General features: G+C 68.1%; 21 protein-coding genes and 1 pseudogene. 2 read left to right on the plus strand and 20 right to left on the minus strand.

Going from position 1 to position 18,645, the window contains the following annotated elements; genetic code table 11:
• Positions 1 to 302, plus strand: a 302-nt coding sequence (locus tag QZ613_RS19975) for a hypothetical protein (RefSeq protein ID WP_291983733.1), incomplete at its 5' end; no start/stop codon positions are given.
• Here the strand turns inward: QZ613_RS19975 and QZ613_RS19980 are convergent.
• The 20 genes and pseudogenes from QZ613_RS19980 to QZ613_RS20075 form a co-directional block, all read right to left on the minus strand.
• On the minus strand, positions 299 to 1,390 hold the full coding sequence (locus QZ613_RS19980) for a hypothetical protein (protein WP_291983735.1): 1,092 nt from the start codon (positions 1,388 to 1,390) through the stop codon (positions 299 to 301). The two genes, QZ613_RS19975 and QZ613_RS19980, sit on opposite strands and share 4 nt — an antisense overlap.
• A gap of 479 nt (positions 1,391 to 1,869) precedes the next feature.
• Positions 1,870 to 1,950, minus strand: a pseudogene (locus tag QZ613_RS19985) (baseplate assembly protein); the annotation flags it as partial.
• A gap of 30 nt (positions 1,951 to 1,980) precedes the next feature.
• Positions 1,981 to 2,103, minus strand: coding sequence for a hypothetical protein (locus tag QZ613_RS19990; protein WP_291983737.1), 123 nt, complete (start codon positions 2,101 to 2,103; stop codon positions 1,981 to 1,983).
• Positions 2,100 to 2,405: a hypothetical protein gene (locus QZ613_RS19995; RefSeq protein ID WP_291983739.1), complete on the minus strand. Its 306-nt coding sequence runs from the start codon at positions 2,403 to 2,405 to the stop codon at positions 2,100 to 2,102. The genes QZ613_RS19990 and QZ613_RS19995 overlap by 4 nt, the downstream gene beginning before the upstream one ends.
• Before the next feature lie 169 nt (positions 2,406 to 2,574).
• Positions 2,575 to 2,889 (minus strand): hypothetical protein, encoded by a 315-nt coding sequence (locus tag QZ613_RS20000; protein WP_291983741.1) that lies wholly within the window; start codon positions 2,887 to 2,889, stop codon positions 2,575 to 2,577.
• A 484-nt stretch (positions 2,890 to 3,373) separates the two neighbouring features.
• Positions 3,374 to 3,895, minus strand: coding sequence for a hypothetical protein (locus QZ613_RS20005; RefSeq protein ID WP_291983742.1), 522 nt, complete (start codon positions 3,893 to 3,895; stop codon positions 3,374 to 3,376).
• Positions 3,889 to 4,023 carry a hypothetical protein gene (locus QZ613_RS20010; protein WP_291983746.1) on the minus strand — a complete coding sequence of 45 codons (135 nt, stop codon included), beginning with the start codon at positions 4,021 to 4,023 and terminating at the stop codon, positions 3,889 to 3,891. Before QZ613_RS20010 ends, QZ613_RS20005 begins: the two co-directional genes overlap by 7 nt.
• Positions 4,020 to 4,574 carry a phage baseplate assembly protein V gene (locus QZ613_RS20015; RefSeq protein WP_291983748.1) on the minus strand — a complete coding sequence of 185 codons (555 nt, stop codon included), beginning with the start codon at positions 4,572 to 4,574 and terminating at the stop codon, positions 4,020 to 4,022. The genes QZ613_RS20010 and QZ613_RS20015 overlap by 4 nt, the downstream gene beginning before the upstream one ends.
• A complete protein-coding gene (locus QZ613_RS20020) occupies positions 4,574 to 5,668 on the minus strand; it encodes a contractile injection system protein, VgrG/Pvc8 family (RefSeq protein ID WP_291903159.1) in 1,095 nt (364 codons plus the stop codon). Before QZ613_RS20020 ends, QZ613_RS20015 begins: the two co-directional genes overlap by 1 nt.
• 12 nt (positions 5,669 to 5,680) lie before the next feature.
• Positions 5,681 to 5,854: a hypothetical protein gene (locus tag QZ613_RS20025; RefSeq protein WP_291903156.1), complete on the minus strand. Its 174-nt coding sequence runs from the start codon at positions 5,852 to 5,854 to the stop codon at positions 5,681 to 5,683.
• Between the two features lie 11 nt (positions 5,855 to 5,865).
• Positions 5,866 to 7,038, minus strand: a complete 1,173-nt coding sequence (locus QZ613_RS20030) for a hypothetical protein (RefSeq protein WP_291903154.1) — start codon at positions 7,036 to 7,038, stop codon at positions 5,866 to 5,868.
• An 8-nt stretch (positions 7,039 to 7,046) separates the two neighbouring features.
• Complete coding sequence (locus QZ613_RS20035; protein WP_043566780.1) at positions 7,047 to 7,511, minus strand: phage tail protein; 465 nt, start codon at positions 7,509 to 7,511, stop codon at positions 7,047 to 7,049.
• Complete coding sequence (locus QZ613_RS20040; protein ID WP_043566783.1) at positions 7,511 to 9,073, minus strand: hypothetical protein; 1,563 nt, start codon at positions 9,071 to 9,073, stop codon at positions 7,511 to 7,513. The genes QZ613_RS20035 and QZ613_RS20040 overlap by 1 nt, the downstream gene beginning before the upstream one ends.
• 76 nt (positions 9,074 to 9,149) lie before the next feature.
• Positions 9,150 to 9,593: a phage tail protein gene (locus tag QZ613_RS20045; protein ID WP_043566786.1), complete on the minus strand. Its 444-nt coding sequence runs from the start codon at positions 9,591 to 9,593 to the stop codon at positions 9,150 to 9,152.
• 17 nt (positions 9,594 to 9,610) lie between these two features.
• Positions 9,611 to 11,368 (minus strand): phage tail sheath subtilisin-like domain-containing protein, encoded by a 1,758-nt coding sequence (locus QZ613_RS20050; RefSeq protein ID WP_043566788.1) that lies wholly within the window; start codon positions 11,366 to 11,368, stop codon positions 9,611 to 9,613.
• Positions 11,369 to 11,428: 60 nt separating this feature from the next.
• Entirely contained in the window at positions 11,429 to 12,232 is an 804-nt protein-coding gene (locus QZ613_RS20055; RefSeq protein WP_291983749.1) for a hypothetical protein, read from the minus strand.
• Positions 12,229 to 12,816 (minus strand): DUF4255 domain-containing protein, encoded by a 588-nt coding sequence (locus QZ613_RS20060; RefSeq protein WP_291903147.1) that lies wholly within the window; start codon positions 12,814 to 12,816, stop codon positions 12,229 to 12,231. The genes QZ613_RS20055 and QZ613_RS20060 overlap by 4 nt, the downstream gene beginning before the upstream one ends.
• A gap of 416 nt (positions 12,817 to 13,232) precedes the next feature.
• Positions 13,233 to 13,490: a hypothetical protein gene (locus QZ613_RS20065; protein ID WP_042335555.1), complete on the minus strand. Its 258-nt coding sequence runs from the start codon at positions 13,488 to 13,490 to the stop codon at positions 13,233 to 13,235.
• Positions 13,491 to 13,684: 194 nt separating this feature from the next.
• The gene (locus tag QZ613_RS20070) at positions 13,685 to 14,680 is read right to left on the minus strand and encodes a sigma-54 dependent transcriptional regulator (RefSeq protein ID WP_291903144.1); all 996 of its coding nucleotides are present in this window, start codon (positions 14,678 to 14,680) and stop codon (positions 13,685 to 13,687) included.
• A 160-nt stretch (positions 14,681 to 14,840) separates the two neighbouring features.
• Positions 14,841 to 16,349 (minus strand): polysaccharide lyase, encoded by a 1,509-nt coding sequence (locus tag QZ613_RS20075; RefSeq protein ID WP_291903141.1) that lies wholly within the window; start codon positions 16,347 to 16,349, stop codon positions 14,841 to 14,843.
• Between the two features lie 478 nt (positions 16,350 to 16,827).
• On the opposite strand from QZ613_RS20075, the gene QZ613_RS20080 reads away from it, so the two are divergent.
• A complete protein-coding gene (locus QZ613_RS20080; protein WP_291903138.1) occupies positions 16,828 to 18,609 on the plus strand; it encodes an asparagine synthase-related protein in 1,782 nt (593 codons plus the stop codon).
• Positions 18,610 to 18,645: the final 36 nt, after the last annotated feature.

Raw genomic sequence — 18,645 nt, forward strand, 5'->3', positions numbered from 1 at the left:
TTGAACGCGGCAGCACCTCGACGCCGCGAAAAGTCGGTTGCGGGCACCTCCTGCGCCAGGCGGCGGTAATAGTCGGCGTCACGCGGCGATCAACGATGGCCGCAGCAGCGACGGAAATGCGCTGTTCGGCGCGGGCCAGACTTTCGACCGTACTTCGCCGCTTCGGTGGCAGCGGCCTGCCACGCACCTTGATCGCCGGCATCGTCCGAGCCACCACCGACGAGTCAGGCCCCGACGCAAAGCTCGCTTCAGGCTGGAGCCGGCAGGATGCCGGCACGGCCGCACCGAAACGGCCGATCTAGGACAGGAGGATAGCATCTGGCGCTCGGGAACGCCCGGCACGCGCACGCCGTCCCCGAAACGCAGGCTGCCAGCACGGGTCGAGTCGATAGACCGGCGCTCGCGCGCCCACAGCGCGGTCGGCACGAGATGGCGCCAGATCGTCGACCGCTGCCACGGCTGATAGCCGGACCGGGCTCCTCGACCTGGCATGCTGCAGGGTCGCGGCGTCGACCCCCGAAGCGGCCGGCAAAGGGAAGACCCTGGTCGGCCGGGCACGGTGGATACATCCCAGCACGCGAGCTTCGAGGGTTGCTGCGCTGATCGAAGGCGACGGCATTGGGACGCACACCAGGCCAGCGAGGGGATGCTTCAACCCCGCTGCGGGCTTGGGCCGCAGACGCAGCCAGCCGATCAGCCGGGCGGCTTTTTCCGCGTCGTCGACGCGCGGCGGATTATCGCCGACGCCGGCGCGCGGGTTCTCGCCGACGTCGTTGACCGGCGCCCAGATCAGCGATTCGTCGGGCATCGGCAGGCGCAGCACGCCTGGTCGCGTCAGCCCGGCGGTGCTGTCGTTGGCGTCGCCGGGGAAGGGCTCGACGGTCAGGTAGTCGGCATTGACGCCGTCCGCACCGCGGGTGACCACCTCCCACAAGACCGACACGCGCGCGCGCTGGCCGACTTCCTCGAACAGCGCCGGTGCAGCCAGCGCCGGCACCACGCCGACCGAGAGCATCGCGGTCGCCCCGCTGTCGCCGCCGCCCAGCGCAGTGCGTGCGGCAATATTGGTCGCCGCCTGCTGTTCGGGCGCTGCGCGGCGGGCGCCAGGAGGGCCAGCCACAGCGCGCGATCGGCGCCCAGGGCGAAGACGTCCACACCCCTCACCGCTGGCCGCCTGACCGCCGGCAAAGAGTGGTGACGCGAGATAGCCCTTGGCGGCGCCGTCGAGGCGATGCACTTTCTGCAGACCGGCGATCACCGCTTCCATGCGCGCCGCGTCGGCGTCGGCCAGCGGCTGCTTGTACCAGACCTCGGCGGCCACCGGCAGGAGGGTGGTTTCGGCCAGCGTTTCGAAGGGCAGTGGCGCCTTGATTCGCGCACCGGGGGGCAAGCGTCACGGCGGAGAGTTCGCTCGGCTGGGCAAAGGCCAGACTGACGATTCCGCCGGCCGGCCGTGCCGGCCGCAAGCCCTGGCCAAGCAGCTTGAGGAACACCAGCCGCTGGCGCTCGGGGATCAGGTTGGCGCGATAGAGCAGCGCGTCGCCGAGCCAGGCAAAGAGCTCGAGCAGGGTGCGACCGGGATCGCCGAGGCGTGGGTTGGTCCATTCCGGCGTGTGCGCCGGGACGCGGGGCCAGCAGGTCTTCGAGCAGATCGTCGAAGCTGCGGTCATCGAGACGGGGCGGCAGGATCGGCATCAGCCTTACCTCCAGTCGAACGGTCACGGCCAGCGCGCCGGGCGTTCCGGGGAGCGGGCCAGTCGATAGGCGATCTCGACCCGCAGGTCGGAGGGCTCGTCGGCTTACTTCGAACACCTCCACCCGGTCGAGGACGATGCGCCGCTCCCAGCGGCCGAGCGATTCCATCACCCAGTCGCGAATCTGGCGACGCGTGGCGAGGTTGTTGGGCGCGTGCAGCAGGCGGTCGAGTCCGGCGCCGAACTCGGGGCGCATCAGCTGCTCACCGGGCCGGGTGCTGAGGAATCACGCGGATTCCCTGGCGCACGCTGGCTTCGAGAGATCCGGCCAGTCGAGTTGGCCGCGTTCGTCGGGCAATGCGAACAGCGGCCAGCCGACCAGCGGGCGAGGGAGCTGACTCGCGCTCATGACTCACCTCCGCCCTTCTTGGGGAAGGGGATGCAGATCTTGATGAACATCATCCAGCGGAAGAACAGGTCGAACAGCGACAGGAAGATATTCAGCACGATGAACGCGCAGATGGTGATGATCGGAATGTTGAAGCTGCAGATCCAGCCCAGCTTGAGGCCGCTGTCGGCCGGCTTCTTGCCGTCCATCCGATCGAGGGGATCGCCACTGAGCAGGTTCTGCATCGACGCCGGAACGGTGAACGCGACGTTGGGCTTGAGCTTCTTGAGCATTTCCTTGTCGCCCGGGTCGTGCAGGGGCAACCTGCACCGGCGGCGCACCACTGCCTTCGTACCACGGCGCAATCACGAAAGCCGGGCTGTAGTCGCCCCACACCGGTGCGTGCCGGGCAGACGCCTTCCGGCTTCAGGCGGACGAAGGCGCGCAGCACGTAGCGGGCTTCCGGGTCGTCGAAGCGCCCGGCGACGCCACTCACCGCCTCGAAGCGTACGCGCAGGCACGCCGACAGTGCGCGCGCCAGTGCCTCGCTGGTACCGGTGTCGAGCGCCGGCCAGCGAGCCGGGATGGTCGGCGCCGGCGAGATCGATTCCTCATGAGCAGGATTCGGCTCGCCGCGGCGAGGAAATCGCCCGCCGGGCGGCTGCCGGCGACCGGCTTGCCATCGGCGTCGGCGAGCGGCAGGGCGATGCCGTTGAGCACCACCATCAGCGCATCGGCCTCGGCGCTGTCGGCGAAGGCGTCGAACTCTACCGCCAGCTGGCGCAGCAGGAGTAGAAAGCGCTTCATCGCGCTGCGCTCCGAGTCGGCGGCGTTGCCGGCAATGCCCGCCATATCGGGGGGTCAGGGCGCGGCCCGGCCGCGGCAAGCTGTCGGCGACGCCGCGCAGCGGGCCAACCAGGTGCGCCTTGAAATCCGCCGTCGTCGGGCCGAACGCCGCCTCGTCGAAACCCGGGTGCGCCGCCTTCGGTCCTTTTCGCTGCTGGTCGTCGGGATCAGGCCGTAGAACAGCGTGGCCCGCCGCGGCCTTGCAGACGTCGGTCGGAGCGACGAACATCGGCACCACCGACTCGTTGAGCAGCGCGTCTTCCTGGGCCGCCAGCAGCTGCGAGTAACTCGTGGTCGAGGACCGGCTGGCCGGTCGTTCGGCCGGCTAAGCCGACGCAGCGCTTCGGGGTCGTGGCGGTTGCCGCGGGCAATGCCGTCGGCCGCCGCGCCGACGCGGGCCCAGCCCTTGAGGCTTTCGCCGGCGCGCATCCAGCCCTGCTTCACTTCACGCCCCTGGGAATCGCGCACCAGCCGGCGGATGACCATGCCGGCGCTGTCCACGCGCGTCGGGTCGATGCGCGGTTCGCCCGGCGTGTCGCAACGCGCTTCCATCACCGCCAGGTTGAACTGGCGCTGGATCGGCATGGAAGAGCTTGAGAACCTGCGCCCCTTCGGCGCTACGGCGAATCCCTTCGACGAGTTGCTGGTCACTCCCCGGCGCGCTCTCCAGCACCGGCGGTGCGGCCACCCGCCCGCCGGCGAGACCCAATTGGCGGCTGGCATCGCGCAGCTTGTTGAACAGCCCGCGGCCGCTGTTGCGCTTGCTGCTCGGCCGCGTATCGGTGCCGCCGGCAACGCTGACCGAGCGCGCCAGACTGGCGCGCAGGCCGATGCGCCCGTCGGCGTCGCGCAGACGGGTCAGTACCGCCTCGATGAAGTCTTCGTCGCTGCGCTGCAGGATCGCCGGCGCGCCGCCGACGGCGAGGTCGCGCGGGGCCGAGAGGATCACCTCGTGATGGCTCACCATATGTTTCCCGCTCCCGGTGTGTAGCTGGTGGACACCACCGACGTCGCCTGCAGGACCTCGCACTTGACGATGCCGGAGAACTTGGCCATGGCGGTATCGACGGTGACCATGCCGGCGCTGACCTTCACCTGCGGCGCCTCGACCTTGACCTCGGCGCTGGCCGTGATGCTGATCCGCGCCGCCTCCATGACCACCCGATTGCCGTTGGCATCCTCGACGGTGACCTTGCCCGGCCCGTCGGAGAGGGTGAGCTTCTGCCCGCCCGCGTTTCAAGCAGCAATAGCTCCTGACCCTGCTGGTCGTCGAGGGTGACGGTGACGCCGTTCTTCGAGCGGATGCGCTTGAAGCGGTTGCCCTCGTCGCCGAGCTCGGCCGGTGCCGCGTTGGCGCCGCTCCACAGGCCGCCGACGACCAGCGGATAGCGCGGATCGCCGTGCAGGAAGACGACCAGCACTTCGTCGTCGACGTCGGGCATCAGGAAGGCGCCGCGATCGGCACCGGCAAAGGGGCACACCACGCGCGCCCACAAGGGCGCATCCTGACCGTCGACGGCATCGAAGGCGAGCAGGCGCAGTTGCACCCGGTTGCGCCGTTCGGGGTCGGCGATATCGACCACGCGGGCGAGCTGGGCGCCGTTGAGCCATCCGGCGGCAGGCTGGAAATGCGGCGCGCGATCCATCAGGAAGCCTCCCCGAGATACGCACACTCGCCGACGAACTCGGTGCGATAGCCTGCGTGCACGTCGTAACGGTGGCGTGCCTCGACGACGTAATAGCTGTTGTCCCAGCGCCCGGACAAACCGCTGACCGCCACCGTCGTGCCGACGCGAAGCTGCGCGTTGCCCTCGGCGACGCCGTCGAGACGCACGAAGCGCCGCGCGCGTTGATCGAAAGCCGCTGCGGCCACTGCCCGGGCTTCACCGTCGGTCGCCAGCGCCAGGTGACCGAGGTGTTCGCTACGCCGGTCGAGCGCGCGACGCAGCCAGTCGGCGCCGCTGGTGCCGCTGCCCGGTCCGCCGTGACTGAGACTGCTGACCTCGGCGCTGACGGCGCTGCCGGCAACCGCATCCCAGCCCGCGGCGGTGATGCTGCTCACCTGTTGCGCGAGATCGGCGACCACCCGGGCGCGGGCCAGCTGACCGTGCAGCTCGAGGCTCAGTTCACCGCGCCGGACGTCTCCCCGCGGGGCCACCTGCAACTCGTCGCCAACGATCTGCAGATCGGCGTCGAAACGCCCGAGCAGGCGGCGCAGGAAGGCGAGATCGCTTTCGTTGAGTTGCGCCCAGGTGCCGATCGGCTCGCTCAAACCCTGCACCGACGGGCGCAGCCCCAGTTCGTTGGCCACGGCATCGACCACGTCGGCCGGCGACATGTCGCTGTAGACCTTGCTGCGCCGGGCCATGCGCGCGCGACCGAGCGGATCTTCGGCAAGCACCACCAGTTCGGGCGGCGACCCCTGTGCGAATTCGGCCTCGAGACCGCTGACCACACCGCGGAAGATCTCGCGTGCCTGCGTCTCGTCACCGGCGTAGACCTCGATGGCCGTGCCCAGCGCGATCCGGGAACCGTCCTCGAAGGCGTACTCCGCACCGCCGTCGGTGGTACTCGCCCAGTTCGAGAAACGCAGTTCTGCCCGGCTCATCCCCCCCTCGGACTCCTCGATGCGCAGGGCGATGAGCAGCTCCGAAACGCGCAGATCCTCCTGCCCGGCGAGCCGGAGCGTGGGCCGGGCACGATAGACGGCGGACTGGCTGACCGAGGTTTCGCTAGGCATGCTGATGGCCTCCTAATCCGCGTGCCATCGCTGGCGGCGCTCGTTGCGCAGGGCGAGTTCGCGCAGCGTCGCTTCGACCGCCTCGGCCTCGCGCGCGGCGTCGGGCGTCGGCGCGGCGCTCGCCGACTGCGGCGCCTCCTGCTCCGGTCTGACCTCGGCCTGCATCTCTTCGATCATGATCGGCATGACTCGCTCCCTTAGCCCTGGCGCGCGCCGATGACGAAGTCGGCGTCAGCGCTCACATTGACCTTCAAACCGCTGCCCCCGGCGTCGATCAGACGCCCGCCGACGGCGACCGTGCCGGCGCTGGAAATGCTTGCTGAAGCCGGCAACAGACTGCTCACCGACAGCGGTCGCGAACTCACTTTGCTCTCCACCCGCAGCCCGGAGAAACCGGCGCTTGCCGAAGCCCCGGCGCCAGCCGCGAAGGAAGCCGAGGCGCTGCCACCCATACTCAAACCGGCGCCACCGCCAACGCTCAGCCCTGCCCCGCCGCCAATTGCCAGTCCTGCCCCACCGCCAACAGCCAGCCCAGCACCGGCGCCGACACTCAGTCCGGCCCCGCCTCCGGCGGCGAAGGCCGCCGCCGGCAGCAGATTCGCGCTGCCTCCGGCCGAGGCCGCCGCCGAAGCCGAAAAGCCACCGCCCGCCGACGCCCCGATACCGGCCGAGAACCCGGCCCCGACCGACGCCCCGGCCGAGAAACCGACGCTTGCCGAAGCCCCTACCGCAAGTCCGCCGCCGGCACCGAAACGCAGGCTCGCCGCGCCATTGGCGGCGGCGATTCCGCGTGCCGCGCGCGGGTCGCCGGCCTTGTTGGCCGCGCCCTGCGCACCGCCGCGCGGGCCATCATCGTCGGCAATGACCACCGGCTCGGGGCCACGCACGTCATCCACCGTGGCCCGGTTGTTGCTGGTACCGCCCTCGAAAGTGACGTCCTGACTCGACAGCGTCAGATTGATCGACGAGCGCAGCGGCAGGCCGCCGCTGGCGAAGAAGTCGATCGTCTCCTTGTACTGCTCGACCATGCCGGTGAACGAGTACGCGCCCCAGCTGAACTTCACCACCGGCGGCACCTTCTTGCTCTGGCCCTCGGGGATCGGCTGCAGGAGTTTCGCCATCTCGTTGGTCGTGATGCGAACGTCCGCGCCGGTGCCGGTGGTGTCGAAGACCAGATCCATGGTCAGCTTGGCCGTCGTCTGGCTGACGTACTGCTTCTTCTTGGCCCCCCGGCCCTCTTCCTTGAGGGTGTTCGAGACTGTGTGCTGCAGGCTGGCGGGATTGAAATGCACGCTCACCTGTACGCTCGGACCGGTCATCGTCTCGAAGGTAGCGGGCGCCTCGGCAAGCTGTGCGGGGAATTCGGGCATGGCTGGCCTCAGCTAACGAGCACCAGGCCCTCGTGGGCCAGATGCAGTTCCTCGATGCCGATCTCGCTGCCCTTGGCATTGAGGTCGGCGGCCTTGAACTTGACCGGCAGCGCACGGCGCAGCGCCCAGGCGACAACCGCCTGGTCAGCGCTGTTGCGCATCTCGATCTCGACGTGCAGGCGGTAGGCGTAGGCGCCGCCGGCAACGCTGGCGAACCAGTTCCACAGGTCGCGGGTGTCGGTCATGCCGCGTTTGAGAACGACGGTGGCGAAACTCACCTGGCCGGCCCGTTGCACCGCGCCGTAGTTGCTGCCGCCGACCTTGATCACCTTAGGTTCCATGGTCGCTTCGAGCCCGGTGCACTCGGAGAACGCGCCGCGGCACAGCGGCACGCTGGCGCCAGTCGGATTGGCCAGCGCCTGCTGGCTGAAGCTGACCTGGAAGCGGAAGACGTGCAAGGGGATGTCGTTCATCACGCCACCTCGCGCAGCGCTTCGGCGGCGCCACCACCGCTGAGGTCGAGCACCACCCGGATACGCTCGACCGCCGCCAGCGGCAGGATGCTGACTTCGGCGCGCAGACGGCCGTTGTCGAGATCGGCCTGGCTCATGGTGCTGCGGTCGCAACGCACGCTGAAGGCCTCCTCCGGCGAAGCCCCGCCGAGAGCCCCCTCTCGCCAGAAGGCGGTCAGCAAGTGCCCGAGGCTGCGCTCGATGCGCTGCCACAGAGCCGGCCCGCTGGCCTCGAAGAGGGCCGCTTCGCCACTGCGCCGGGCAGCACGCAAGATCGCCCCCAGCAAGCGGCTGACGCCGCCGGCACGCCAGGCTTCGTCGGCGCTGGCCGTGACATCCGAATGCAGCGCCCAGCCCACAGGCGAGGGCGCGATCACGCACACCCGCCGCGCGAGGCGGTCGGACGGCGTTTCGGCGATGCCGCTCCAGGCCAGCACGGGCTCGCTGCCCGAAACCGCGGCGAGAGGCGTGCCGGCGAGCGAGCGAAAAGTACCCCGCGCCAGCGCATTGATCGCCAGAAGGCCGGCGAGCAGGCCGTCTGGCGCTTCGAGCGCGCCCGGCAGGTCGGCGCTGTGGGCAGTTCGCAGCCACGGCCAGGCCAGTTGTACGAAAGCGCTGGCCGCGGCGCGACCGGCATTGCTGCTATCGGGTGCAGCGAGCACGCTGGCGTTTTCGAGATAACCGTGGAAATCGGCCTGCGCCCAGGTGTCGGCGTTGCGCGCGTTGGCCATCGGCAGCGGCAGCGCGGCGACGAGCAGCATCTCGCGGTGCTGCCGGGCAAGGCGCTCGCGGACCGTGCCAACGGCGTTGCGCCAGGCGATGAAAGCCTCGTCATCGGCACGCGGCGGCGCCAGATCGCGCAGACCGACATCCTGCTCGACCGCTGCCGCGGCGTTGTTCGAACAGTCGACGAAGACCTCGGGCGAGCTGGGCGGCTCGACCTCGACATCGACGATCGCCGCTTCCGTCGCGCAGATATCGGCCAGATCCGGCAGGCACAGCAGCGTCACTTCGGGAAGGCCGGAGAGATGGCCGATGCCGATCCAGCTCGCCGGATCCATCGGGCTGGCAGCGGGCGCCAGCAACGCCGCCAGCCGCGTCGCACGCTGCGCCGCACGATTTCCGGCGGCCTCGATATAGGGCCAGGGATCGCCGCAGCGGACGATCAAGGCACGGCGCCCGCCATTGGCAAAGAAGCTGCGCACGGCAGCGCCAAGATAGCTGGCGCAGCGCCGCTCGCCGCTGCCGACAGGCCCCATGACCGGCCGCCTGTCCCAGGCAAACAAGGCGTCGAAGGCGTTCCAGCTGTCGACCACCACCGGCAGCTGCAGCAAGGCCTCGACCTCCGCAGGCGGCCGCGCCCACGGCCCGGCGATCCAGCGTGCCTCGGCCAGGGCCGTGCGCACGCCGGCCGGCAGGGTGGTCGCCCGTCGTCCGACGTAGCCCACGAAACAGGCCACATCGACCCGGTTCGGATCGGGGGCAACCGCCGGTGGAGCCAGTTCGAAGGACAGGCCGTTCATGCACCTTCCCCCGCGAACAAGCCAGGTTCAAGCGATACCGCCGGCAGACGTGTGCGCATCATCGCAGCCGTCTCGCCTAGGCCTGGATCTCGAAGCCTTCGGCGGCCAGGACGATCTCTTCCATCGCCACGTCGCCACCGCCCTTTCCGGCCAGGGTCGGGCCGGTGTACTTCATCGGGATGCAGCCGCGCAAGAGCCAGGTGCGCACCGGATTATGGGCTTCGTCGAGCAGCGTCACGGCGACCGTCTTCTGTGCCGCCGGCCCGGCGGTGCGCGTCTCGTCGAGCCACGACCACAGGCTGTCGAAGTTGACGATGCCGCGCTTGAGGGTGACGTCACTGACCTTGTGTACGCCGGCCACCTTGCGCACGTGATTTTCCTTGTCGTTGCCGGAGCGGTATTCGGCGACGGTGACCTCGGTACCGATGCCGGAAACGTCGGAGAAGCCGCCAAACTCTTCGCCGCCGTCGAAATTGACGACGAAGTTGAAGGCGCCATAGGGTGTGATTCGCTCAGCCATGGTTCAGTCCCCCTCGCTCAGGCACGGGCATCGGCGGTTTTCTGGCCGATGCGGAAGATGACGAATTCGGCCGGCTTGATCACCGCCACGCCGATCAGGCAAACCAGGCGACCGTTGTCGAGGTCGTTCTGGGTCATGGTGCTGCGGTCGCAGCGGACGAAGTAGGCCTCCTCGGTCTTGGTCCCGAGCAGCGCCCCGTTGCGCCATTCGTTGTAGAGGTAGTCGGAAATCGTCTGCCGCACGTTGGCCCACAGGCGCTCGCCGTTGGGTTCGAACACCGCCCACTGCGTGCCGCGGTCGATCGACGACTCGAGGTAGTTGAAGTAGCGGCGCACGTTCACGTACTTCCACTCGGGGTCGGACGAAGCCAGTCGCGCGCCCCAGACACGGAAACCGCGCCCCGAGAGGTAGCGCAGGCAATTCACGCCGACCGGGTTGAGCATTTCCTGCTGGGCGAAGTTGATGTCCAACTCGAAGCGCAGTGCGCCGCGGACCACTTCGTTGGCCGGCGCCTTCCAGACCCCGCGCTCGACATCGTTACGCGCGTAGATGCCGCTGACGAAGCCCGAAGGCGGCAGCGCCAGCTCGCGCGGGATGTCCTCTCGACCGGGCCGGGCGAGCGGATTGGGCACCACCACCCAGGGGTAGTACACCGCCGCGTAACGCGAATCGATGAGACCGCGCAGGGTACGGGCCTGTCCGGGGGTCTGATCGCGCGGCAGGTCGAGTACCGCGATGCGGTAGGCGCGGCGCGACTCGGCGTGCGAGATGACGACGTTGTTGATCGCCTGCGCCTCGGCGTAAGCCGAGGAACCCGGCGCGGCGACGATCGAGATGTCTTCGAGGCCGGACAGCTCGCCGAGCGCCAGCGCGTAGTTGGCAGCGACCGGCGCGGCACCATCGAGCCCGCCGATCAACGCGACGACCCGCTCGAGCTCGCCGGCGGCGTTGGTGACCGCGCCGGTAAACAGGGCGTTGCGCAGCTCGAGGGCGCTGACGTTGGCGCCAATGGTGATGGCGAACATATTCTGCAGGTGATCGGCGCGACGCGCCGGGGTGGCCGACATCACATGCCCGACCCAGGTCGGATGGCCGCGATCAAAGCCAAGACCGTCGAAGCTCAGGTCCTCGCCGTCGGCGTCGATGGCCACCACCAGCAGGCTGACCAGGCGCGGCGTGTCGGCAGCCAGCGCGGTCGCCACCTCGGCGGCAGCGCTCGGGTCGGTGGCGGGATGCCAGTTGTTGCCGACCTTGACGTGGAAGGCCGTACCGGCGCCGGCGCCGGTGACCAGCAGGCTGCCTGTCGGAGCGTTGGCCATCGCCGTCAACGCCACCGGGGCGCGTTGCTCGCGCACGACGACCTGCCCATTGCCGATACTGCCCGGAAAACGCGCGACGAAATGTACCGCCTCGTCGGCCGCGGTGCCATCCGCGCTCACCTGACCGCTGGCCGTTGCCGCCCCGGCGCCGACTGCGCGCGAGACGTAGAGTCGCGAACCGCCCTCGTTGTAGAACGCGCGCACGGCGTGGGCAAGGTAGTTGGTGTCGGGCGAGGGTCCGGAAAGCGCCAGATCCGAGATGCCGCCGTAGATGCGCTCGAAGTCGCCGAAGCTGGTGAGCAGTTCGGGCACCTCCTGATCGTCGCTATTGGCGCGGAACGGCCCCTTGCGGGTCGGCCCCACGAACGCCGTAGTGCTGGTCCCCACGCCCTCGATTGACTTGGCGCGGAAGCTGGTTTCCTCGACATAGACGCCGGGAGCTAGGTACTCGGGCATGGCAGGTCTCCTTCGATCGAGCGTGCCGGGCCATGGATGCCCGGATTTCGGACCCTCTGCCTACGGCAGATCAAGGCCCAGGTTGAGATTCAGGGCGCCCCGCGCGGCGAGGCTGACGTTCTGCTGCGTCGTCGCCAGGGCCGCACGACGGGTTTCGAGATCAGCCGGGTCCACCAGCGGCGTCACCACCGGCTGACGACCGGCACGGACATCGACGATGGGCGTGCGCGTACCCAGTGCGGGGTCGAAATAGACTTCGACAATGGCCGCGATAGTGGTCACCACCACCGCATCCTCGTCCTCCGACCAGGTGGTCACCGGCACGCCGACCACCGGCACCAGGGCCTCGCCACGCCAGTCACTCATGCCGCGCGCGAGCACCGCCGCGCCCGCCACCACACGCAGCAGCGCGCCACCCAGGGCTGCGCCGTCGGCGTTGTCGGTGACGCTCACGCGCACGGCTGTCCAGTTGGTCCCCAGCCCGGCAGCGGCGCTCGGATAGAGCGGAACGTCGACCGCCGCAAACAGCGAATCCGCACCCGCCGCCTGCGGGTCGCGCGGCAGCGCGAGAGTGGCCAGTCGCGGCAGATAACGCCCGGCGGGATCGCGCAGCGTGATCGCCAGCTGCTCGCTGCCCGGCGCAGGCAGCGCCGGGGGCGCCGCGAAAGCGGCGGCGTGCGTCGCCAGGCGCGACCATTCGTGGATCACGTAGAGGCCACTGCGATTGCGCTCGATGCGTGCCCCGGCAGCGGAGGCTTCGAGCCGCCCGCGCAGAGCGATGCCGGTCGTTCCGTCGACCGCCCGCAGGGCGCCGAGCACGCGCCATTCAAGGCGCTCCAGTTCGTGCAAGGCAGGCACCCTCACGACGCCTCCTCCCCGAAAGCAAAGCGCCCGCTGAGCACCGGACGGAACTGCGCGTCGTCGCTTTCCGGGTCGATCCGCACCAGCCTCGCGACGTAGGACACCGACAGCCGATAGGAAGGCGTGACGGCATCCCAGATGCGCATCAGGTCCTCGGTCGCCAACTCGGAGGGAACGATCTGGATGACCTCGTCGCTTGCCCATCCGGCGTCGGGAGTCAGCGACGACGCATCGAGCACGGGGAATTCATGCAGCTGCCGCAGCGCCCAGGTGAGCGCCACCTGCTCGTCCTGCGGGGTCATTCCCCAGCTGCTCATGAGGTAGTGCAGATCCAGACCGAGGGGTACCAGCCGACTGTCGGAAGCACGCAGATGCGCACTTTGCCGCGAGTGCTCATTCACCGACAGGCGATAGAGAAAGAGCGTGATGCGGTTGCGCTCTTCGCCGTCGCCGGCCAGTTGTCCGGCGCTCACCAGTTCGAAATCGCAGGCCGGCAACGCGCGCCCGCCGATCTCCGCCGGATAGGTGTTGCGCAGGAAAGTCGCGATCGAACTTCCCACCGAATGCACCGCGAATACGTTTGCCATCCGTTTGCCGTCGTCCTCCTGCGCGTAATCACCTGCTACACGGGCCGCCTTGTCGCACGCCCGGCAACGCTTTGCCCTGTTTTTCTCAAGGCCCTTGCCAATCCCCTGCAGCAAGGCTCGTGCCAGCTCCGGCGGGCGGGTTAAGCGCATGTATCGGCAGATGTTTCTGGAATAGCTGGCCAGTGCGGCAGGCGACATGGGTCTGCGCCTACCCAGGCCAGAAAAGACGTCGGATACGGCACGCTTGTCGCCGACCCTGCGGCTGGCCGCCTGCCATGGCACCAATAGCGTTGGCCAGAACGGCAAGGGATTGATCTAATGGCAATGGGTACGCAGTGACCCGGGTGGGTCCGCTTTGCCCCACCCGGCACGCGCCCGATGGGCCAGATCCTTCCCTGGCGTCAGAGAAAAACGCGCTATTGGACGGGGGAACTTCGGGAGGCCTTGTCGGCACGCAAATAGACGACGTGCCGGTCGGCGTTTTCGCGCCGACGCACCAGGCCTTGCGCCAGCATGCGCAGGAGGGCCGCTTCGACGCACCGGGCGTCGACACGCCAATGCCTGGGCAGCCACCACTCGCAGATGCCATCGACCGTGTCGGCAGCATCTGGATGGCTGTACAGGTAGCGGAGGATGGCGTCGACCACCTCGCTAAGGCGCGGCTGCGGCTGCATTGCTTCCTTTCCCCGGGACGACACCCATCCGTAAGCAATCTTCGTGCTATGGAGAAAGCGCTCTCGGCAATCGGCAGCCGCAAGCGCTGGGGAAAGGTGTAAAGGGGAGAGGAGCGACGATCAGCGTCACCCCGGCAAGTCAGCTGCCGCAGCGCGGCCTGCTGCTCGACCCGGTGGGAACGGTCGAACGCCGTTCAGCTGTGGCGGAAATTTTCCGGTGCGATGCCGTGCTTCTTGAGCAGCTTGCCGAGCGCACGCCGCTCCTTGCCGGCCAGACGGGCGGCGCTGGAAACGTTGCCGGCGCTTTCAGACATCAGGCGCAGCAGCTGGCCACGCTCGAACGCCTGCAGCACCTGCTGCTTGGCTTCATTGAAATTGAGTGTCGTCGGGCAGGCCAGGCGACGATCGGGCTGCTGTCGGCGGTCGCTGTCCGGCGCTGTTTCGCAGACCCTGATTTCCGGCTCCTCACAGAGCAGGAACTCGCGCTGGATTCGATTCTGCAGTTCGCGGACATTGCCCGGCCAGGCGTAGCCCAGCAGCCAATTCACGGTGTCGGCGTGCAGCTCCTTGACCGCCAGGTGGTATTGACGGGCCGCTTCGGCAACGACGTGCCGCGCCAGGAGCACGGCGTCCTGCCCGCGTGCGCGCAGCGGCGGCACCTGCAGTTCCATGGCCGCGAGCCGATAGTAGAGGTCGGCGCGAAAAACGCCCTCGTCGATCGCCTGCGACAGATCGCTGTTGCAAGCGGCAACGACGCGCACGTCGGCCTTTTCGATCAGGCTGCCGCCGAGACGGCGGTATTGACCGTCCTGCAGGAAGCGCAGCAGGCTGACCTGCGCCTTGGCGGTCAGCGTATCGACTTCGTCGAGGAACAGTGTTCCCCCCTCAGCCTGCGCGATCAGGCCGATCTGGCTCTCGCGGGCATCGGTGTAGGCGCCCCTGGCGTGTCCGAAAAGCTCGTTTTCCACCAGGTGATCCGGCAAGGCGCCGCAATTGACCGGGATGAATGGTCGATCCCGGCGTTGACCCTGATAGTGAATGGCACGCGCCGCCATTTCCTTGCCGCTGCCGGTTTCGCCGCTGATCAGGACGGTCGTGTCGTAGCGCGCCACCCTGGCGAGGATCGACAGCATCTCCTGGAAAGCAACGGATTCGCCAATAAAACCATTGTCTTTGGGCAAGCTGCTCATCGTCGGTCTCCCCGTAGAGACGCTGGCGTACGCGCCGGATGCATCGCAGTCAGGCGGTCAACTTAGCAAACGACCTCGACCGCGGTCCAATCAACTCTGTGAATGCTTGCCGCGACGACAAGCGACGCGGCCCGCCCAATGATGCCCGCACACGCCGGTCTTACTTGCCGGCCCCAGCCGCCCCGCCGGGCTTGGCGGCGAGCGGACCAATGTAGCGGCGCGCCACGACGACGTTGTCGATGTACAGATGCTGGTCGTAAGGTGAGCGAGCGACGCCGCCATGGAAGACGTTCAGCCAGGCGCTTTCGATGTGCAGGCGATCAACGGTGCGCATGCGAATCTGCTGACGCTCGAGCAGCAGGCGCCCGTCGACCCAGACGCGAAACAGTCCGTCGGCTGCGCCGGGTTTGTTCAGGCGCACCTGCTGTTCTATCGAGTACCAGCGATTGCGCTGCAGAAGAGCGCCGGGCCAGATCCAGGTTTCGCCGTAGGCACTGGTCATGTCGGCATGGTAGGCGTAGGTCCCCAGCTGGGTCAGTCCGTGCAGCGGATGGTCGCTGGCGAATGCCCGTCCGAAACTGCCACGCAAGGACCAGCCGTTGGTGCCGTCCGAACGCCTGCCGCCCCAGCCCGCCGTCCCGTAGGTACCCGCCAGGCCGGGCATTTTGCCGGCTTCGACGGTCGGATCCCAGTCGTCACCCAGACGCAGATAGTAGCGAAAGTACAGCTCGTCCGGTTCGCCGCCGTGATCCTTGAGCAGGAGCCGCAGATCGACGCCAAGGTTGTCGCCTTTCTTGACATTGACGCGCAAGGCACTCCCAACGAGCGGTTCGAAGTGGCGCACCGAATCATCGCCGACGACGTCGAACTCACCCGCCGAATCCTTGGCCCAGGCCCAGCGCCAGCGCAGCCACTCGTCGAAGCCAGCGGCAAAAACGACGTCGGGGTGGCTCTCGATTCCCTTGTCGGCCGGATAGTCGGCGGCCAGGCCGGGGCTCACCGGCGGCGCCGGGAACGCCGGCACGGCGATTTCGAAGACGCCGATGCGCATCGCTCCACCGCCTGGCGCAGACGCGCTCGACAACACCAGTTGCGCGCGCTTGAGACGGCTGCCCGAGAGCTTGGCCGGCAACTGAAACTGCAGCAGGGCAGGGACGGTCCCGAAGACCGTCAGGGTCTCGGAACGACCCAGCGAGCGGTAGGTCGAGCAGTCGAGGTGGGTATCGGCGATCGGCTTGAGCAGTTCGCGACGACCATCGGCCAGCTCCAGGACGAGCATCGGCCAGTCTGCAGGGCTCTTGGCTTCACGGCTGAGGAAGATCGCGAAACCCGGCCCCGAGACCGAGCGCAAGAAAAAGCTGGCACGACTGACACCGGCGTCGGCCCACTGGCGAACAAGCCCCGTCACGTCCCACATGGTCGCGCGCGTTCCGGGCGCCTCCTCGGCAAACGGAGCATCACCATGCAGCTTGCCGCGCGCGTCCCGCCAGTCGCCGCCACGTCGCTGCCAGGCGAGGGAACCGGTGAGAAAATTCGCGCACGATGCGCCCTCTTCGCCCTCGTAGAGAACCCGACGCTCCGACAGTTCGTGCGCGGCAGGAACGGCGGCGCCGCCCGCTGCCGCATCAACGCGCCCGGCGGCCTGAAACAGCGCCACGAAGGCCAGCAAACACAGCCTTGTCTGAACAACACTAAAAGCCGCGCAAAAGCATCTCACTGTCGACCACCATGGAAAAAAGTTCTTCGACGGGCGCATCTGTCACGCGCAGCCTGGCCTCCCGCTCCCCCTGCTGGCCCTATCTTCGAGGCTGCGCTATTTGCTTGTCAAGGCACGGAAGCAGCCACCGGCGAGCCGTCAAGCGATGGCCGGTTCGTGGAACCGCTGCGCACTGATTGGCGCGCAGTGAAATCTCGCACAGCGCAAGTCGTCACGGTAGCGTAGCATCCGCCTGTCGATGAGCGGCGGCAAGCGAAACAACGCGCTGCTGACGACCCGTCGACGGGCAACCCACGCTTGCCACCGGTGTTTTATCTTGCGTGCACCTCGCCTGAACGGAGAATGGCCGCCAGCAGCTGAATATCCGCGCCAGTGAAGCCCACGCGGCACCCTTCGCCAACACTCACCAACCGCCTCGAGCCGACATCGCATGAAAGACAAAATCTCCGGCCAGCTTGACCTGACCAGCCTTTTCGACCCCGGCGCAGCACCGGCCATGATCAAGGCACTCACCCTGCGCGGAGACCATGTCGCACGCGACGACGACGTCGTATGCGCGGTGATCGGCACCCCCACCTTCGGGGACACTGCTGCCAGCGCATCGGCGCCGGCTGCGGGCATTGCCCGCGAACTGCTCAAGGGCTGGCGCACGCACGGGGTCGAGGTGGCGGCGCGGATTCACGGCGCCTATGCCCTGGCGATCGTCGACGCGCGCCGCGAATGTGTTTTTCTCGCCGTAGACCGCTTCGCGATCCAGACCCTGTGCTATCGCGCCGACGCGCAGACCCTGACCTTCTCGGATCGTGCCGATTGCGTTCACGGGGGCGGCGACGAGCTTGACCCGCAGGCCATCTTCGACTACCTGTACTTTCACATGATCCCGGCGCCGCGAACGATCTTCAAGGGCGTGCGCCGGCTGCCGGCCGCCAACGGCCTGCTCGTCGACCGCCAGGGCGTGCGCGAGATCCGCCACTGGCCGCTGCGTTTCGACGAGCACCACCGGCAGCCGTTCGAAGCTTCGCGCGACGCTTTCCGCAAGCTGATCCGCGATGGCGTCAGCGAAGAGCTCGTCGGGCAGTCGCGCGTCGGAGCGTTTCTCTCCGGAGGCACTGACAGCTCGACAGTCGCCGGCATGCTCTGTGACGTCACCGGCGAGGCGGCACCTGCCTACTCGATCGGCTTCGCCGCCGACGGCTACGACGAAATGGAGTATGCCCGCCTGGCGGCGAAGCACTTCGGTTGCCAGCACCACGAGTACTACGTGACCCCGGCGGACCTGCTGGCCAGCATCCCGGCCGTCGCCCGGCATCACGACCAACCTTTCGGCAACTCGTCGGCCCTGCCCGCCTACTACTGCGCCAGGATGGCCGCCGCCGACGGCTGCAGCAAAATGCTTGCCGGCGATGGCGGCGACGAGCTCTTCGGCGGCAATTCGCGCTACGCGACGCAGCGCCTGTTCGAGTTCTATCACTCGCTGCCCGCCGGCGTGCGCGCGCGCATCGAACCGCTGTGCTCCGACGACAGCGTCCTGCGCCGCATCCCGGGTCTCAAGCAGGCGACCGGCTATGTTCGTCATTCGCGCATACCGATGCCCGATCGGCTGCAGAGTTTCAACCTGATCATGCAGCTCGACCCGGCGCAGGTGCTGACCGCCGATTTTCTCGCCCAGGTCGATCTCGGCGAACCGTCGCGGCACATGCAGGCGACGTGGAGCGAATGCCGGGCGCCCAGCCTGATCAATCGCATGCTCGCCTACGACTGGCGCTACACGCTCGCCGACAGCGATCTTCCGAAAGTGCGCGGGGCGACCGAGATGGCCGGACTGGCCGTCGGCTACCCCCTGCTCTCCGACCGCCTGACCGATTTCTCGATGGCCCTGCCGGCCAACTGGAAGCTGCGCCGCTTCAAGCTGCGCTGGTTCTTCAAGGAAGCACTGCGCGGCTACCTGCCGGACAAGATTATCAGCAAGTCGAAAAAGGGCTTCGGACTGCCCTTCGGGGTGTGGGCCACGCACAACCCGGCGCTCAAGCAGCTCGCCGAGGATTCGCTGCACAGCCTGGCCAGGCGAGGAATCGTACGCGCCGACTTCATTGCCACGCTGCTCGCCGAGCACCTCCCCGCACACCCCGGCTATTACGGCGAGATGGTGTGGATTCTGACCATGCTTGAGCAGTGGCTGCAGGGCCGGGACGCGCAGAAGGCAGTCGAGTAGCGCCGCTGGCGGCCGTTTTCCCGCCGCGAGGATGAG

Source organism: Candidatus Accumulibacter sp. ACC005 (assembly GCF_907163215.1).
Classification (GTDB): domain Bacteria; phylum Pseudomonadota; class Gammaproteobacteria; order Burkholderiales; family Rhodocyclaceae; genus Accumulibacter; species Accumulibacter regalis.

Bases quoted from the DNA above. Each gene is read 5' to 3' on its own strand.
- QZ613_RS20025 (WP_291903156.1), bottom strand. From the start codon at position 5,854: ATGCCGATCATGATCGAAGAGATGCAGGCCGAGGTCAGACCGGAGCAG.
- QZ613_RS20030 (WP_291903154.1), bottom strand. From the start codon at position 7,038: ATGCCCGAATTCCCCGCACAGCTTGCCGAGGCGCCCGCTACCTTCGAG.
- QZ613_RS20070 (WP_291903144.1), bottom strand. From the start codon at position 14,680: ATGAGCAGCTTGCCCAAAGACAATGGTTTTATTGGCGAATCCGTTGCT.
- QZ613_RS20050 (WP_043566788.1), bottom strand. From the start codon at position 11,368: ATGCCCGAGTACCTAGCTCCCGGCGTCTATGTCGAGGAAACCAGCTTC.
- QZ613_RS20065 (WP_042335555.1), bottom strand. From the start codon at position 13,490: ATGCAGCCGCAGCCGCGCCTTAGCGAGGTGGTCGACGCCATCCTCCGC.
- QZ613_RS20040 (WP_043566783.1), bottom strand. From the start codon at position 9,073: ATGAACGGCCTGTCCTTCGAACTGGCTCCACCGGCGGTTGCCCCCGAT.
- QZ613_RS20045 (WP_043566786.1), bottom strand. From the start codon at position 9,593: ATGGCTGAGCGAATCACACCCTATGGCGCCTTCAACTTCGTCGTCAAT.
- QZ613_RS20000 (WP_291983741.1), bottom strand. From the start codon at position 2,889: ATGAAGCGCTTTCTACTCCTGCTGCGCCAGCTGGCGGTAGAGTTCGAC.
- QZ613_RS19990 (WP_291983737.1), bottom strand. From the start codon at position 2,103: ATGAGCGCGAGTCAGCTCCCTCGCCCGCTGGTCGGCTGGCCGCTGTTC.
- QZ613_RS20060 (WP_291903147.1), bottom strand. From the start codon at position 12,816: ATGGCAAACGTATTCGCGGTGCATTCGGTGGGAAGTTCGATCGCGACT.
- QZ613_RS20080 (WP_291903138.1), top strand. From the start codon at position 16,828: ATGAAAGACAAAATCTCCGGCCAGCTTGACCTGACCAGCCTTTTCGAC.
- QZ613_RS20035 (WP_043566780.1), bottom strand. From the start codon at position 7,511: ATGAACGACATCCCCTTGCACGTCTTCCGCTTCCAGGTCAGCTTCAGC.
- QZ613_RS20005 (WP_291983742.1), bottom strand. From the start codon at position 3,895: ATGGTGAGCCATCACGAGGTGATCCTCTCGGCCCCGCGCGACCTCGCC.
- QZ613_RS20015 (WP_291983748.1), bottom strand. From the start codon at position 4,574: ATGGATCGCGCGCCGCATTTCCAGCCTGCCGCCGGATGGCTCAACGGC.
- QZ613_RS20020 (WP_291903159.1), bottom strand. From the start codon at position 5,668: ATGCCTAGCGAAACCTCGGTCAGCCAGTCCGCCGTCTATCGTGCCCGG.